The organism is Hymenobacter properus (genome assembly GCF_015694735.1).
GTDB classification, from domain to species: Bacteria; Bacteroidota; Bacteroidia; order Cytophagales; family Hymenobacteraceae; genus Hymenobacter; species Hymenobacter properus.
The window spans coordinates 700,214-716,370 of record NZ_JADQDP010000003.1 but is presented as its reverse complement, the minus strand read 5'-3'; the positions used below and the strand labels follow the sequence as shown (position 1 = coordinate 716,370).

Sequence of the window (16,157 nt, the reverse complement as noted above, 5' to 3'; positions counted from 1 at the left end):
GGCTTAGTAGTCAATGGTTTCGGACCGGAAAGCCCGGCGCACCGAGTTGCGCAGCCGCTCCAGGCACTTGAATTTCTGTACCGTGGCCGAGCGCACGGAGCGGTAGTCGTGGTCGGCGGCAATCTGCGTGAGCGGCTGCTGGAAGTAATAGAAGGCCAGCAGTATGTTCTTGCACCGGGCGCCCAGCTGCTCCACGTAGTCGAGCACGGCGAAGCGGGTTTCGTCGGTTTCGGGGGCAGCTTCGGCTTCCAGCGCGCTGGGGTCGTCGGGTAGGGCGTCCTGCGGGAGGCGGGCGCGGCGGCGCTGCTCATGCCGCCACAGGTTGCGGCCGATGCCCAGCAGGTAGGTGCTGGCCGAGGCGATGAGGGTTAGCTGTCCGCCCACCGCTTGCTCGTACAGAATCACCAGCGCATCGTGAAACACATCCTGCGCGTCCTCGGCCGTGCCGCCGTGGCCACACACGTGCCGGCGTACCAGCGGAAAGGCTTGGCGATAGAGTCGGGTCAGAGCCTGCTCGCGGTCGGCCAGCAGGGCGGCGCGAAGCGTGGCGGCAGATAGAAATTCGGGAGAAGTAACCATGGCGGTTGGAGTTGTATCTAAGTAATCCAGTTTCGGCCCAACTATCACCGGTTACAACAAAAAAATAGCCGCCCTGCTTTCTGGTTCCAAAGCAGGGCGGCTGGCAATCAAGTGCTTTCATGCAGATGCCTACTTAAACGACAGGGGCACCACCAGCCGCACGCTCACGTTGCGGCCCTGGTTAAACACGCCGGTGCGGCCGTTAGCAGCGTTATAGTCGGCATATTTCAAGCGGCTGAGGTGGCTTTGGTAGCCCACGTCGAACAGGTTGTTGGCCGTGACAAACAGCGAGAACAGCGTGCGGCCGGTGGCCGAAGCCACGTCGGTGCCCACACCGGCGTTGAACAAGGTGTAGCCGGGCGTGGCCGTCTCGGTATCGAAGGCCGAAAAGTAGCGGTTCTGGGCGAAGGTGTGCTCCATCTGTAGGCGCGCGTAGGGGTTGGTGAGGCGCTTGCCCTGGCGGCGGAAGTTGGCCCGCAGCTCCGACTGCAGCCGGTCGGCCGGGATGAAGGGCAGGTAGCGCTGGTCGGCTTCCACGTCCAGCTGCCGGGCGCGCACCATCGAAAACGAGTTTTCGAAGTGCAGCCAGTCGAGCGGGTGGGGGTGGAAGTCGAGGCTCACCTCGCCGCCGTAGAGGCGGGCCTGGCCCTGTTCGTACTTGTAGGCGCCGGTGTCGTCGCGCAAGGAGTCGGCCCCGCTGGCCGTGAGCAGGCGCCGCGTGAAAATGTAGTTGCTGATGCTGTTTTCGAAGGCATCGACGCTGAAGCTGACGTGCTCCGTGGCGTAGCTCACGCCGGCATCTACCTGCAGGCTGGTTTCGGCGGCCAGGTTTTCATTGCCGATTTCGTAGCGAATGGTGCCCTCGTGCTGGCCGTTCGAGCCCAGCTCGGCAATGTTGGGTGCCCGGAAGCCCCGGGCCAGGTTGGCCTTCACTGTGAGGCGTTCATTCAGGCTGTAGGCCAGCCCCAGGCTGCCGCTGTAGTTGTGAAAGTTGCTGCGGAAGCCCGGAAACTTCACCTCCGCCGAGGGGTCGGTGCTGGGCCGCTCATTGTCATCGAGCAGCAGGCGGTCGGCCGAAATCTGGCGCACATCATAGCGCAGGCCACCGCTGATGTCGAGCGCGCCAATGGTTTTCTTGGCCACGCCAAACACACCGCCCTCGTTCACGCGGTAGGCCGGAATCAGGAATTCTACGCCCAGGTTGCGGTTTTGCTGGTGCAGGCCGGTGCTGCCCACGGTCAGGTTCCAGCCGTTGCGCTCCGGCAGAAAGTAGCGCAGGGCGTAGTCCACGGTGCGCAGCTGGAAATAAAGCGAGGTTTCCGAGGGGTCGAGCGCGTTGCCATACTCGCGGCGCAGGTTCTGCTGGTAGCTCACCTGCAAGGTCAGGCGCCCGCCCTGGTCGCCCAGAATGAAGTTGTTGTCAGTACCGATGCGCAGGTGATTAATCTGCTGCTGGGGCACGGCCAGGCCGTAGCCGCGCAGGTCGGCATCGGTTACCGGCACGCTCAGGGTCGAGTCGCCGCTGGGCACATCCTTCAGGAAGCGGCCCTTCTCGTCGCGGGCGCCCTCGGTCAGCCCCACGCGCTGGTTGAAGCTGCTGAACGTGAGATGCGAATAGCCCCAGCTTTTGTTCACGCCCACGTAGCCGTTGGCGTCCCACTCGTTGAAGCCGGAGTTGTACACGCGGCCGTCGTAGCGGTTCTGGTAGTTGCCGGCCACCTTGCGGGTGCCGCGCACCAGCCAGTTCAGGCCATTGAGGTTGCCCGCATTCAGTAGCGAGTAGCCTTGCTGGTGGTTGTTGGTCTGATAGTTGGCGGTGGCCGTGCCCAGGATGCGGCCCTCCGCTACCGGGTCGGGCGCCACGAAGTTGATGACGCCGGCCATGGCATCGGAGCCGTACAGCAGCGAGCCCGGCCCCTTGATAATCTCGGCCCGGTCGATGCTAAACTCGTCCATCTCAATGCCGTGCTCGTCGCCCCACTGCTGGCCTTCCTGGCGGGCGCCGTTGTTCAGGGTCACCACCCGGTTGTAGCCCAGCCCGCGCACCACTGGCTTGCTGATAGCCGCACCGGTCGTAATCTGAGCCACGCCGGGCGTGTGGGCAATGGCATCCACGATGTTGGTGCTGGAGGTTTGATTCAGCCGCGTGCGGTCCACCACCGTGGTGGGCACCGGCGAGCGCCGCAGCTGCGTGGCCTGGCTCACGCCCGTCACCACCACTTGGCCGATTTCGGTAGCCGCCGCCGTGAGCTTGATTTCCAGCGGCTGGCCGCTGCCCGTGTCCACGGTTTGCGTCACGGTGTTGTAGCCAAGGGAGCGGACTTGCATGGTGAAACGCCCGCGCGGCAGGTTGGCAAACGAGAAGCTGCCGTCGGGCCCGGTGGCGGCGCCCTGCTTCAGGTCGTCAAATAAAACGGTGGAGCCGGGCAGGGCCTCACCGGTAGCGGCATCTACCACGCGGCCGGTGACGGGCGCGGCGGTAGCCCGGCCGCGGGTGGCGGCAGCCGGAGCAGCGGCAGGGCTACCGCTTTGGGCCAGGGCCGGCGCAATAGAGCCACTCAATAAGCCCAGCATCGTGAGCGCAGTGGGGCGAATTTTTAGAAAATCAGTTTTCGATAAGGCAGCAAACATGAAATAAAAGGGAGGGCCGCGCCAAGAAGGCGGCATAAGCGCAAGCGCCGGCCCCCGGACCGCGGCGCAGTCGGGGCAGGGCGTAGCTTAAAAATCAACAGAAGCCGGGGTGCCGCTTAGGCAGTGGGCGGGCCGCGCAGCTGGGCGGGCTGCCGGGCTATCCAGGGCGCCGTGGCCACTGTGGGCACGGGCGCGGTGGCAAAGCACGGCCGGGCCACCGGCGCAGGCGTCAGCAGGGGCGCGCTCGGCAGAAAGGGCACGTTGTAGAGCTGCTCAACCGGGCAGTGCTTGTGCTGCTTGCTGATGAGGGCCTTGCCCTTGTACCGGAAAGCCGGCGCGTGGGCTGGCTCTTCGGTGGTGTGCTCGTGGGGGTGCAAGGCCAGAATCCATGCCTCGGGCAGCAGCGTCCGAATCAGACACAGCAGCAGCAAAATGGCGAGATGGGAACGCAGGGCTTGCACGGTGCAAAGATGGGCGGAAACAGACAAAGCTGCTGGCCCCGAAAAAAAATGCTGATATTTCGGTTTCGGGCAATCCGAGGCCCTGGGTTATTACGTATGGCCCACGGCTCCTAAAAGGAGCCCCCTTTTTCGAGTTTTTTGTGATTATTACCTCCATCCCAGACCTTTCGCTGCAGTACGACGAAGCCCTGAGCTTGTTGCGCGTGGAATGGGCCGCGGGCGAGGACATGCGCACCTTCCGCAACAGCGCCGAGCAGCTGCTGCAGTTGGTGAACCAACACAGCATCCGGAACATGCTGCTGGAAATGAATACCTTCCCGGATATCTCCGTGTACGACCAGGTGTGGCTGGGTGTGAACTGGATGCCTGTGCTGGTGAAGCTGCCGCTCCAGCGCGTGGTGCTGGCCATTCATCGCCGCCGGGTGCACAACCAGTTGGCCATCGACTCGCTGATTGCCTTGTTCCGGCCGTTCATCAAGTTTGACATTCAGTTTTTCTCTACGGCCGCGCCCGGCCTGCAGTGGCTTGGCGATTATTCCGAGCGCATCCCCGCCCTGCTAACGGAATGGGATGCCGTGCACGGCCCCACGTCCGGCGGTGTGGGCGAGTCGCGGCAGATGTACATGCTTTAGAAGCCACTCGGAAAGTGGCCGAATGGTGGGACGCATCCCGGCGTCTCGCTGCAAAACCGGGCCCCGTCGCTGTCAATCTGACAGCGCCCTTCTCCTTGGAACGTGCTTTGAATGCCGCCTGGTAAGCGGCCCGGCGCCCCGTGCCCGGCCATTCCGTCTGCTTTCAACCGTTTCAAATTCTACATCATGCAAGAAACCGGCTCTATCTCCATCCACACCGAGAACATCTTCCCCATCATCAAGAAGTTCTTGTATTCCGACCACGAAATCTTCCTGCGGGAACTGGTTTCGAACGCCGTCGACGCCACCCAGAAGCTGAAAAGCCTAGCCCAACTGGGCGAGTACAAGGGCGACTTGGGCGAGCTGAAAGTGCGCGTGACCGTGGACAAAGAAGCCCGCAAAATCACGATTTCCGACCACGGCCTGGGCATGACGGCCGAGGAAATTAAGAAGTACATCAACCAGATTGCTTTCTCCGGCGCTACCGAGTTTGTGGAGCAGTATAAGGAGAAGGACGCCAACACCAAAGACCAGATTATCGGCCAGTTCGGCCTGGGCTTCTACTCGGCCTTCATGGTGGCCAAGGAGGTAGAAATCTGGTCGAAGTCGTACAAAGACGACACCCTGACGGCCCACTGGACCTGCGACGGCAGCACCGAATTCACCCTGGAAGAAACCGAAGGCGAGCACGCCAAGGCCGAGCGCGGCACCGACGTGGTGCTGCACGTGGCCGAAGATTCGGACGAATTCCTCGAAGCTGGGCGCCTGCGCGGCATCCTGGCCAAGTATTGCCGCTTCCTGCCCATTCCGATTGAGTTCGAAGGCGAGCTCATCAACGACACGAACCCCATCTGGACCAAGCAGCCCTCGGAGCTGACCGACGAGGACTACAAGAAGTTTTACCAGGAGCTCTACCCCATGAGCGCCGACGAGCCCCTGTTCTGGATTCACCTGAACGTGGACTACCCGTTCAACCTCACGGGCATCCTGTACTTCCCGAAGGTGAAGGACGAGCTGCAGTTCCAACGCAATAAGATTCAGCTGTACTCGCGCCAGGTGTTCATCACCGACGAGGTGAAAGACGTGGTGCCCGAGTTCCTGATGCTGCTGCACGGCGTGATTGACTCGCCCGATATCCCGCTGAACGTGAGCCGTAGCTTCCTGCAGGCCGACGCGGCGGTGAAGAAAATCAACACCTACATCACCAAGAAGGTGGCCGACAAGCTGAGCAGCCTGTTCAAGCAGGACCGCGCCGGCTATGAGGAGAAGTGGTCTGACATCGGCCTGTTTGTGAAGTACGGCATGCTCTCCGACGACAAGTTCTACGACAAGGCCAAGGACTTCGTGCTGCTCAAGAACGTGGACGGCAAGCTGTTCACCCTGAATGAGTACACCGAGCACATCCAGGCCAACCAGAAGGACAAGAACGACAACACGGTGGTGCTTTACACCAACGACGCCGAGCACCAGCACAGCTTCGTGGCTGCCGCCCAGGAGCGCGGCTACGACGTGCTGAACTTCGACCAGGTGCTCGACCCGCACTTCGTGGGCCTGCTGGAGCAGAAGCTCGAAAAAACCAGCTTCAAGCGCGTGGACGCCGACACGGTGAGCAAGCTCATCGAGAAGGACGACACCACCGAAAGCGTGCTGAGCGAAGACGACACCAAGAAGCTGGAGGAAACCTTCACCGCGGCCATCTCGAACCCGGCCATGCACGTGAAAGTGGCGGCCCTCTCGCCCCAGGACGCCCCGGTGGTCATCACCCAAAACGAGTTCATGCGCCGCATGAAGGACATGCAGCGCACCGGCGGCGGGGGCGGCATGCAGATGTTCGGCGCTTTCCCCGAGTCGTACGACGTGACCGTGAACGCCAACCACCCGCTCGTAAGCAAGGTGCTGGCCGACGGCGGCGACCAGTTGGCCAAGCAAGCCTTTGATTTGGCCCTGCTCTCGCAAGGCCTGCTGAAAGGCGAAGCACTGACGGCGTTTGTGAAGCGCAGCACCGAACTGCTGTAAAACCATTCAGTTGCAACCTATAGAAAGCACCCGAGGCTACGGCCCCGGGTGCTTTTTTATTGAAGCCTCATCGGCCTTAAAGGTCACAGCTTCAGATGCCTGGCTCCAAATCGAGAAGCCAGCGCGGCGGCTCAACGGCCAGGGCCAAGTCGGCCAGGTTGAGCCAGGCCCCGGCCCGGTCGAGCACAGCCGAATCGGAAGTGACGACCACATCGGTGGTTTCGGCCAGCACGCGGTCGGGGTTCATCACTACTTCGGCTGTCCAGGGCAAACCCAAGGCCGGGCCCAGCTCGCGCAGGCGCGCCGCCAGCCGGCCACTGTTCGATACAGGCTGGTCGAGCAGCCACCGCACGGGGCCGGGCGCAATGGTGAGCAGCGCAGTAGCCGCCAGCCGAATGGCCCGGTCAGTTTCCTGCACCGCCCGGTAGGTGCCATGAATGCTCGAAAGGTCGCGCAGGGCCCCGTCGCGCCCGCGCAGCACCACGCCGCCGCTCAGGGCAGTTTCGAGGGTGATAATCAGGTTGAAGCCATCGATAGACACGGGCCGGCCGTTGAGGTCACTGGGCGGCAGCCGGGTGGCGGCGCGCTGCGTGCACTGCTCATCGGGGCAGGCAGCGCGGCCCACGGCCCAGCGCTGGCGCTCGGTGAGGCCGTACCGGTCGCCCACCAGCTTTAGGGTGCTGGCGGGCGGGTAGCCCCGCGTGAGCAGCCACGACAACTCCCCCACGGCTTGGCGCAGCACCGGCAACCAGCGGGGCGCAAATAGATGGTCGTCGGCAGGGTGGGGGCCGCGGTGGCGCGTGTCGGCAGGACGCATGAGCAGGGAAGGCGTTAGCCGCAGCAAGTTGGGCGGAAAAGCGCCGGATTTCCTACTCCTGCAAACCAATAGCTGCGTAGGGGCCTGCGTCCTTAGCGGGTGGACTGATTGGCCAGCGCCTTGCTGGTGGCCCGGGTAGCTACCAGGCGGCGCAGCTCGGCATTGGTCAGCACGGTCACGCCCGAATGACTCACCAGCCACAAGCGCTGCCGTTGGTCAACCTGCAGCAAGGTCGGGTTGCCGGTTTCGGGCAGAAGCGGTAGCGGCACCAGCAGGCGCTTGGGCTCCACCTTATCGGTTGAAGGAGCGAAGCTGGCGAAACCGGCCGGCTCATTGGGCAGCAGGAGCAGGCCTTGGGCGGTAGCGAACAGTCGCCCCGCACCAGGCACGCTGGCCACGCCCATCACTTCATTGCCGGGGCGGCCGATGAACTTCACGGAGGGCAGTTCTTCCTCGGCCGCGCCGCGCTGGCCGTTGTTTTCAAACACACAGATGGCGTCCGACATCACCACCCAGAGGTTGCCGGCGTTGTCGGGCAGCAGCTTTTCCACGATGTTGTCGGGGATTTCGTGGTTGGCCACGCCTTCCTCGTTGTAGCGCGTCCACTCCGTGCCCTGCTTTCGGCTGAGGCCGATGCTGGTTGCAATCCACACGGAGCTGTCGGCCGTGGCCACGCCGCCGTTGATGGCCGGCGTGTGCAGCTCCTGGGTGAAGGTATGGTTGGCCCAGCGGAACACGCCCTGGCCGTTGGCACCCACCCACATAGCGCCGCGTGCATCGCGGAAAACGGCCGTGATGCCGGGCGTGGCGTCGGAGCCGGGCAAGGGTAGCGGGTGTGCTTTGAAAGTGGCCGTGCTCAGGGTTTGCACGCCGGCGCGGGTGCCCAGCCACAGGGCCGTATCAGCCACGGCGGCGCACTGAATGGACTGCGCGAGCTGCTGCTTGCGCACGAATTCTTTGCCTTCGAGCCGGAACACGCTGCGTTCGGTGACGAGGTAGGTGGCGCGACCCGCGTGCAACAGCGCCACCGGTTTTTCATTGCCAGCCACGGCATAGTGGGGGCGGGGCTTGGCCTGCGCGGCGCCGCAGAAGCTCAGCAGCAACAGGCCCAGCAGGGCCGGGCGGAAGCGGACGGAAGCGGGCAGGAGCGAAGGGAAAAGCATGTGCGGGCCGGCTGGGTAAAGGTGACCACAAAGGTAAAATTGCTCTAGTAAGCCATTGGTTAGGCAATTGTTACTAAATGAAACGGTGGGCTTTTTATTGGTAACGAATGGTTGATGCGGCCGTAACGGCGGCCTCACGGCGGCCCGGGAATTTTGCGGCCGAAAACCAGTCACCTCAATTTTCAGGGATTTATGAAAGGCAAACTTTTACTCAGCGGCGGCCTGCTGCTGGCCGCGCTGGCCGGGCAGGAAGCCCGCGCCCAGGCGGCCAACAACAATGTCATCATCTACATCGGCGACGGCTTCGGGTTGGCCCCGAAAACGGCCGCGCGCATGGCCATGGGCCAGGGCACCACGGGCAAGCGCTTCCCGTCGGACGCCGGCTTCCAAGTGCTCAGCCTCGACAAGCTGAAGTACAACGCCACCGTCACCACGCACTCGCTCAACTCATGGATTACGGACTCGGCCCCCGGCGCTTCGGTGTATGCCTGCGGCAAGCCCGGCAAACAGGATAACGAAGTGATTTCGCTGAACCCCAGCTCCGGCGCGGCCATCGAAACCATTCTGGAAAACGCCAAGAAGCAGGGCTACGCGGTGGGCCTCGTGAGCACGGCCCGCATCACGCACGCCACGCCGGCCGCCTTCGCCAGCCACATCTGGTTCCGCGACCTGGAAGACTACATTTCTGCCCAATACATTGCCTCCACACAAGCTCAGTACGAAGCCATTTTCAACAGCAGCCCCACCGCTTCGTACCGCTACACCGCGGCCCGCGACTGGGTGTTGCCCACCCCGAAAGTGGGCGTAGAACTCGACGTGATTCTCGGCGGCGGCGCCCGCCACTTCATGCCCCGCACCCGCACGGCCGCCAGCTCCTACGAAACCATCGTGGACCGCAACGGCACGGCCATCATCGACCCCGCCACCGGTGCTGCCGCTACCCTGCGCGGCAACCGCGCCGACGACGTGGACCTGGTAAGCTACGCCGTGAACCAGCGCAACTATGGCTATGTGAACAGCCGCGACGCCCTTAACAATATTAACCTGAGCCAGTACGGCGTAGGCGGTAAGAAGCTGCTCGGCCTGTTCAACAGCTCGCACGTGAACTACGAGCAGGACCGCCAAACCAGCGCCGCCTGGGAGCCCTCGCTGGCCGAAATGACCCACATGGCCATCGAGGTATTGAAGGCCAAGAGCAACGGCAAAGGCTTCTTCCTAATGGTAGAGGCCGGCCGCATCGACCACTTGGAGCACGCCAACACCGGCGGCATCACGGTGGTAGCGGGCGCTACGGCGGGCACCAACCAGTACACCGTGGAGGCCGACCGCCCCGCCTACGTGGGCGGCGGCGAAGCCAACTACACGGCCACGCCCAGCACGGCCCGCACCACCAACGTGTACGCCTCCGACTACATGATTAAGGAGGTGCTGGCTTTCGACTACGCCGTGGCCGAGGGCCGCGCCCTGCTCGGTACCCCATCCACCACCGGCAACACGCTCATCTTTAGCACCTCTGACCACGAGTGCGGCGGCTTTGCCGTAACGGGCCTGCACGACGAGGCCGACGCCCAGCAGAACGGTACCAAAATCCGCACCTATTCGGGCCAGATTACCAAGTCAGTAGCGGCCGAGGCGGGCTACGCCACGCCCACTAATTTGCTGCGCGGCGACGGCGGCACCGGCGGCTGGTTCCCCGATTATGTGATGAACACCTTCCAGGGCAAAGACTACCCGCAGCCGGCCTCGGCCACGGGCAAGCGCATCGTGGTGGCCTACGGCTCGAACCCCCTCACCAACGGCAACGGCACCCGCGCCAGCACCGGCGTGGGCAGCAACCAGGGCGGCACCCCCGGCAACCACACGCCCCAGGACATCTGGGTGGGGGCCGAAGACAATACCAACAACCCCTTGCACGCCGCCGCCATCACCGGCCAGGGCCTGCTGGATAACACGTCCATCACGCCCGTTATGGCCCGCTTCCTGGGCCTCACCAGCTTCTTCAACACCATCACGCTGCGGACCACGCCCGCCAAGGCCGACGAACTGCAAGGTCTGCAGCTGAGCCCGGTGCCCTTCCTCAACCAGTTCAACGTGGGCTTCACGCTGCCCACCGCCGGAGCCGTCACCGTCGAGTTGTTCGACGAGATGGGCCGCCGCGTGCAAAGCGTGGTTACGAACCAGAATTTCAGCACCGGCACGCACTCTGTAGCCGTGGACGGCAGCCGCCTCAGCGCCGGCCTCTATATCGCCGCTGTTACCATGAACGGTCAAGTGGTGAGCAAGCGCACCATCAAGCTGTAGACAGCATAAGCTGAGGGACGAATGAAGTCCTGAACGTCATGCTGAGCGCAGTCGAAGCATCTCTACCGCGCAAGTAATCCTATCAACAGGGGTTTACTTGCGCGGTAGAGATGCTTCGACTGCGCTCAGCATGACGTTCTTTTTGTGAGTTTATTTCACGTTCCGCGCCACCACAAACATCCGGTCGCCAAACCGACCCGTCAGCTTGTTCAGGTAATAGGTGGGGTACTGCCCGGCCAGCTTGCTGGCTTTTTCCAGCAGGCTGCCGCCCAGGCGGATGTTCTTCGGCGGCTTCACCGGGTTCAGTAGCTCCACTACTTCAAAACCCTGCTTCTTCAGCATTTTGGTAATGGTGGCCGGCGTGAATTCAAACAGGTGGTAGGGTGGAATGTCCATCTTGCGCTCCTTGCCCAGCGCGCCGTAGGCCGCGAAGCCCAGGCGCACGGTGGGCAGGTTGAGCGTGGCGGGCAGGGCCAGCACCAGCAGCCCGCCCGGCTCCAGAATGCGGTGGAACTTGGCCAGCGTGGCGCTGGGCGAGAGCAGGTGCTCCAGCACATCGCCCATGTAGGCGAGGTCGAACTGGTTTTCGTGGAAATCCTCGGTGGTTTCAATGTTGCCCGTTACCACGGGCAGGTGCAGTTCGCGACGAGCAAAGTCGGCGGCGTGCTCCGATATTTCCAGGCCGTGGGCTTCCCAGCCCAGCGCTTCGAGGCTTTTGAGGGTGTAGCCGGGGCCGCAGCCTACATCGAGGTAGCGGAACTTGCGGCCCGGGTATTTGGCCAGGATGTAATTGGTGAACTTGTCGGGCCGCACGTGGTTTAAAGCATCCTGCTTCTGGCCTTCTTCAATGAATGTCACGTCCTGCTGGGTGCGGTCGTAGTTGGGGCGCTCGGTGAAATAGTCCTTGCCGTAGAGCCGTTCCAGCTGCGCCGGGGTGGGCTGCGGGTCCAGAAACATCAGGGCGCAACTGCGGCATTGGGTGCCTTGCAGCCGTTGGCCTTCAAATTCGTAATAGAAGGGCAGCTTCTTAAAATCGGTGCTGCCGCACAAGTCACAGGTACGCATAGCGCAAAGGTAGAGACGCATATTTGCGTCTCCGCGTCGGGGCCGATGGGTTTCGGGACGAAACCTACCCATTCACTGTTCTTAAGGACTAAACGCCAATACGCGTTTCTACATCATATGCTCGACGTTCTCATCATCGGTGCCGGCCCCGTGGGCCTGGCCTGCGCCCTCGAAGCCCAGCGCAAAGGCCTGCGCACGGCCATCGTGGAAAAAGGTGCGCTGGTCAATTCCATCATCGGCTACCCCACCAATATGGAGTTTTTTTCTACGCCGGAGCTGCTCGAAATCGGCGGATACCCCTTTCCCACGGCCCACTACAAGCCCCTGCGCGAAGACGCCCTCGACTATTATCAGCGCGTGGCCCGGAGCGAAAAGCTCGACATCCGCCTGCACGAAACGGTATTAAAGCTTGAAGGCGAGCAGGGCAATTTCACCATCACCACTAGCAAGGGCGAAATCCCGGCCCGCAACGTCGTCGTGGCCACCGGCTTCTACGACCTGCCCAACCCGCTGGGCGTGCCCGGCGAAGACCTGCCCCACGTCAGCCACTACTACAAGGAGCCTTTCCAGCACGTGCTGCAACACGTCGTCGTCATCGGAGCCAAAAACTCCTCGGCCAAAGCCGCCCTGCAGCTCACCCGCGCCGGCGCCAAGGTCACGCTCATTGTGCGCGGCCCCGAAATCAGCTCTTCCGTGAAGTACTGGATTCGCCCCGACCTTGTGAACCGCATTGCCGAGGGCCGCATCACGGCGCATTTCAACGCCTGCGTCACCGCCATTCGGCCCGACGCCGTGGAGGTCCGCACGCCCGACGGCCCGCTCACCATTCCCACCGATTTCGTGTACGCCCTCACCGGTTACCACCCCGACGAAGCCTTGCTCGGCCGCCTCGGCGTGGAGCCCGACCCGGCCGACGACGCCCGCGCTCCGCTCTTCAACCCCGCCACGCACGAAACCACCCGGCCCGGCTTGTTCGTGGCGGGCACCGTGTGCGGCGGGCGCGCCACCAGCCGCTGGTTCATCGAAAACGGCCGGCATCACGCCCAGCTCATTGCGGCGCATCTGGCGGCGCAAGTCGCGGCTTAGTTGGCGTAGGTCACGTTGTCGACGATGGTGGTGCCGTTGCTGGTGCGCGTCGAGCGCAGCTGCATGGCGTCGGCCGTAAGGGTAACAATATCGAACGTGGTACCACCGATGGTCAATTGGGTCTGGGCCGAGTTCATGTTATAGGGGTAGGTGCCCACCACGGTCTGCGAGGTGTTGCCGCTGCAGGCCGTGGGGCCCTCCGTGCGAATCTGCACACCGTTGGTATTGAAGGCGTACCGGTCGTCGCGCTCGCAGGCAGTGGGGAAAGCCGTAGGCAGGTAATCAACGGCGGCCGCGCTGCCCGTGGTGCGGGTATAGGCCGTGATGTGCCAGGGGTCGCTGGTCAGCAGCTGGGTTTTGCTGGCAGGAGCGGGGCTCTCCGTGTCCTTTTGGCAACCGGTGAGCAGTGCGGCCGTCACGGCCGAAAGCAGCGCAATTTTCTTCAGAAAGGAGTAGCGTTTGGTCATAGTCAATGGCATTGAAGCAGGCTATTTAGCCCACAAATTAAAGTAAGCGACCTTGAACAGGGGCCCGCCGTTCTTGCTTGGGCATTAAAAAAAAAGCGCCAGCCCGATTCGGACTGGCGCTTTTGGCTGATAGGAGGCGGATGCCAACCGGGTTACGGGAACAACACGCCGCGGTAGTTGTTCGGGGCCACGCTCGGCACTTGCGAGCCGTAGTAGGCATTGATGACGCGGATGAACTCGTTGGCCACCACCGCGTAGCCACGGGGCGTGGGGTGCACGCCATCGAGGCTGAACAGGTTACCCGAGGCAAACGTGGCCGTGTTGTTCACGGCATTGGTCACCACGCCCTGTGCCGCAATGTTGTTGAAGAACGTGTTCATGTCGGCCAGGGCCAGCTTGTTTTGGCGGGCTGTTTTGGCAATGATGTTGTTCAGCTGGGTGGTGCGGGTCGTAATGGCTGTGATTTCCGAGGCGTCCAGCACGTACTGGCTGGGCAGCGGATTGGTGGGGCTTGAGCCCACGCCCGTGGCCACTACGGCTTGCGCCGTCAGCGTCAGCAAATCCGCAGACGTAGCCAGGCGTACCGACGGCGTGCCGCTGGTGGTGATGAACACACCCGGCGAAGCGGCGTTTTGGGCTTTGAAAGCCGCTGCCACCGCCGCCACCGTCACCGTGTTGAAGTACGGAATGGCCGTTACGTTGGGAATGTTGGCGCACACGCCCTTCACCGTACCGTTCTTGGAAATGGCGTTGATGATGTTGCGGTAGCCCCGGCCGAAGCTGGTGGTGTCGGTCAGGCCACTGAAGGGGTTGGTGGTGAGGCTACTGGTGGCGCCGGCCGTGGCGTAAGTCAGCACGTCGTTGTTACCCATCCAGCACGTAAAGAACGTGGGCGTTTTCTGGCCGATGTAGGTCACGTAGTCTTTCACGCCGCGGTCGGCGGCGGGCAGAATGCGCTGATAGAAGGGGTTCACGTTGCCATAGGCGCCGGCCGTGGCGCGGGTGGTGGCATCCAGCACGGCATTGCCCGTCGAAGAGGCGGTGCGGTCGGCGCTGAGTACCGAAATACCGGGCACACCCAGGTTGTCGGGCTGGGCACCGGTGTAGGCTTCCAGTTCCGGTTGGCCCGAGCCGAGCGGCGGGGCCGGCAAGTTATTGCCGGTATAAGCCACCTGCTCGCCCAGGAAGCTATTGGCGGCCGAGGGCTGCACGGGCGCGGCTGCGCCATTCACCAGCTGCAGCTTGATATAACCCGAGCCGTCCTTCCGAGCGGCCGAGAAAGCGGGCTGCACGAAGCTGGCCGGGCCCTTGCCGGTTTTGGCAAACTGCTGGGCCAGAATGGCGGGGTACGACACGGCCTGCACCTCGTTGTAGAGGCCGCCGTCGGAGTAGCCCGAGGTAAGGGAGTTGCCCACGGCCACGTAGCTGCTGAAGTTCAGCTGGCCGGCGTCGGCGGTGGGGCGGGTGTCCTCCAGCGTGGGCTGGCAGCTGCCCAGCGTCAGGCCTAGCAAGGCCAGGGCGGGCAAGGAGTGTTTAGCGGAAAAATTCATGGTTGTGCGTCAGTCTGGAAGCCGGTGGGAATTAGAATTTAACGTACAGCCCCACGCCGGGCACGGCAATGGTGGTTTTATAGGTGCCAGCCACGCGGTCGGTGGTGCCGTTGTTCAGCAGGTCGGTCTGGCTCTGGCTGCGTTTCAGGAAGTCCTCGAAGAGGAACGAAGCATCGATGCCGAAGCGCTTGCCAAACTCATAGGAAGCACCGGCCGTCAGGCCAATGCGGTCGGCGTCGGGCGTTTCCGGGGTTACGTAGCCGTCTTTCACGGCCGCCATGTCGTAGAAGCCGCCGGCGCGCACCGTGAAGGCATCGGTCACTTTGTACTGTCCGCCGAGGCGGAACGCCAGCGCATCCTGGTAGTAGCGCTTGGCCGAGGAGGTGCTGCTGCCGCCCAGCAGGCCGGGCGTGCCCACCACAGCCGGCGTGGTGCCGGTGGCAGGGCGGTCGCCGTAGCCGTTGTTGCCGCTGAACGTGAAGTCGAGCGTCCGGTAGGTGCTCCAGAACACGAGGTTGGCTTCGGCCGATATCGTCAGCTTTTCGGTGGGCATGATGGCCACGCCCGCGTTGGCAACGGCCGGCAGGGGCAAGGTGGCCGAGAAGTTTTTAGCCGTGAAGTTGCCGCCGGTCGAGTAAATCACGTCGCGCAGGCGCACGTCGCCGTCCTCAATCTTGGCGTCTACCTGCGAGCGGTAGCTCACGCCCACGGCCAGTTTGTCGCTGGGCTTGAAATAAATGCCGGCGTTGTAGCCGAAGCTTTGCTTGGCCTTGCCGTTGAGGGTGACGTGGGGCGTGGGGGCGCCGCTCTGGGCCGTCAGGGGCACGTCTTTTTGCAGGTCCACGTCGCCGTAGGCCAGCATCACCAGGCCCGCGCCCACGCTCAGCTGCGGCGTGATGGCGTAGGAGGCCGTCAGCTGCGCGAAGATGGAGCGCAGGTTGATGTCGGTGAGGGCATAGCGGCCCTCCCAGTTGTCGGCGTAGTGCAGCTCGCTGCCAAAGGGCGTGTAGGCGCCGATGCCGATTTTCCACTTGCCTTCCTTCGGGCCGAAGCCGGCGTAAAAGTTGGCTGGCGTCACGAGGGTGTTGCGCAGGTTAGACTGGCCGCCGCCGCTTTCGGGAATGAAGGCGTTGCGGGCAATGGCGGCGTTCACGCCCACCTGCACGCCGTTTTCGCGCACCATGGCCAGGGCACCGGGGTTGTAGAACATGGCAGCCTGGTCGAGCGTCAGGGCTACGCCCACGCCGCCCATGCCGTTGTTTTTCTGCCCGTTGAGGTTCACTTGAAAGCCGCTGGCAGAGGCAGCCGACGTGCCGACCAGCAGCGCGCCCCCCGCGAGGAGTAGTCTTTTAACCGTCATATAAAATAAAGATTTGGGGTGGGGTTGTT

The 16,157-nt window shown here is 63.1% G+C and carries 13 protein-coding genes; 4 read left to right on the top strand and 9 right to left on the bottom strand.

The window, feature by feature from the left end; all coding sequences use genetic code 11:
- Positions 1-3: 3 nt before the first annotated feature.
- The 3 genes from I2I01_RS14955 to I2I01_RS14945 all read right to left on the bottom strand — a co-directional run bounded on the left by I2I01_RS14955 (position 4) and on the right by I2I01_RS14945 (position 3,671).
- Complete coding sequence (locus tag I2I01_RS14955) at positions 4-579, bottom strand: RNA polymerase sigma factor (RefSeq protein ID WP_196287279.1); 576 nt, start codon at positions 577-579, stop codon at positions 4-6.
- Positions 580-708: 129 nt separating this feature from the next.
- The gene (locus I2I01_RS14950; protein ID WP_211537966.1) at positions 709-3,210 is read right to left on the bottom strand and encodes a TonB-dependent receptor; all 2,502 of its coding nucleotides are present in this window, start codon (positions 3,208-3,210) and stop codon (positions 709-711) included.
- Between the two features lie 116 nt (positions 3,211-3,326).
- Positions 3,327-3,671 carry a hypothetical protein gene (locus I2I01_RS14945; RefSeq protein WP_196287278.1) on the bottom strand — a complete coding sequence of 115 codons (345 nt, stop codon included), beginning with the start codon at positions 3,669-3,671 and terminating at the stop codon, positions 3,327-3,329.
- A gap of 140 nt (positions 3,672-3,811) precedes the next feature.
- Between I2I01_RS14945 and I2I01_RS14940 the strand changes: the two genes are divergently transcribed.
- The gene (locus I2I01_RS14940; RefSeq protein ID WP_196287277.1) at positions 3,812-4,303 is read left to right on the top strand and encodes a hypothetical protein; all 492 of its coding nucleotides are present in this window, start codon (positions 3,812-3,814) and stop codon (positions 4,301-4,303) included.
- Between the two features lie 186 nt (positions 4,304-4,489).
- Entirely contained in the window at positions 4,490-6,319 is a 1,830-nt protein-coding gene (gene htpG / locus I2I01_RS14935; RefSeq protein ID WP_196287276.1) for a molecular chaperone HtpG, read from the top strand.
- Positions 6,320-6,410: 91 nt separating this feature from the next.
- Here the strand turns inward: htpG and I2I01_RS14930 are convergent, their stop codons facing one another.
- Positions 6,411-7,136 carry a DUF434 domain-containing protein gene (locus I2I01_RS14930; protein ID WP_196287275.1) on the bottom strand — a complete coding sequence of 242 codons (726 nt, stop codon included), beginning with the start codon at positions 7,134-7,136 and terminating at the stop codon, positions 6,411-6,413.
- A gap of 92 nt (positions 7,137-7,228) precedes the next feature.
- On the bottom strand, positions 7,229-8,299 hold the full coding sequence (locus tag I2I01_RS14925) for a ligand-binding sensor domain-containing protein (protein WP_196287274.1): 1,071 nt from the start codon (positions 8,297-8,299) through the stop codon (positions 7,229-7,231).
- Positions 8,300-8,491: 192 nt separating this feature from the next.
- Here I2I01_RS14925 and I2I01_RS23570 point away from each other — a divergent pair, with 192 nt between their 5' ends.
- On the top strand, positions 8,492-10,600 hold the full coding sequence (locus I2I01_RS23570) for an alkaline phosphatase (RefSeq protein ID WP_196287273.1): 2,109 nt from the start codon (positions 8,492-8,494) through the stop codon (positions 10,598-10,600).
- Between the two features lie 150 nt (positions 10,601-10,750).
- Here I2I01_RS23570 and I2I01_RS14915 read toward each other — a convergent pair whose 3' ends face one another.
- Positions 10,751-11,665, bottom strand: a complete 915-nt coding sequence (locus I2I01_RS14915; RefSeq protein WP_196287272.1) for a class I SAM-dependent methyltransferase — start codon at positions 11,663-11,665, stop codon at positions 10,751-10,753.
- A gap of 117 nt (positions 11,666-11,782) precedes the next feature.
- Between I2I01_RS14915 and I2I01_RS14910 the strand changes: the two genes are divergently transcribed.
- Positions 11,783-12,751: a YpdA family putative bacillithiol disulfide reductase gene (locus I2I01_RS14910; protein ID WP_196287271.1), complete on the top strand. Its 969-nt coding sequence runs from the start codon at positions 11,783-11,785 to the stop codon at positions 12,749-12,751.
- Here I2I01_RS14910 and I2I01_RS14905 read toward each other — a convergent pair.
- The 3 genes from I2I01_RS14905 to I2I01_RS14895 all read right to left on the bottom strand — a co-directional run bounded on the left by I2I01_RS14905 (position 12,748) and on the right by I2I01_RS14895 (position 16,128).
- Entirely contained in the window at positions 12,748-13,218 is a 471-nt protein-coding gene (locus I2I01_RS14905) for a lipocalin family protein (protein WP_196287270.1), read from the bottom strand. The two genes, I2I01_RS14910 and I2I01_RS14905, sit on opposite strands and share 4 nt — an antisense overlap.
- A gap of 152 nt (positions 13,219-13,370) precedes the next feature.
- Positions 13,371-14,768: an SGNH/GDSL hydrolase family protein gene (locus tag I2I01_RS14900; RefSeq protein WP_196287269.1), complete on the bottom strand. Its 1,398-nt coding sequence runs from the start codon at positions 14,766-14,768 to the stop codon at positions 13,371-13,373.
- A 31-nt stretch (positions 14,769-14,799) separates the two neighbouring features.
- Positions 14,800-16,128 (bottom strand): OmpP1/FadL family transporter, encoded by a 1,329-nt coding sequence (locus I2I01_RS14895; protein ID WP_196287268.1) that lies wholly within the window; start codon positions 16,126-16,128, stop codon positions 14,800-14,802.
- Positions 16,129-16,157: the final 29 nt, after the last annotated feature.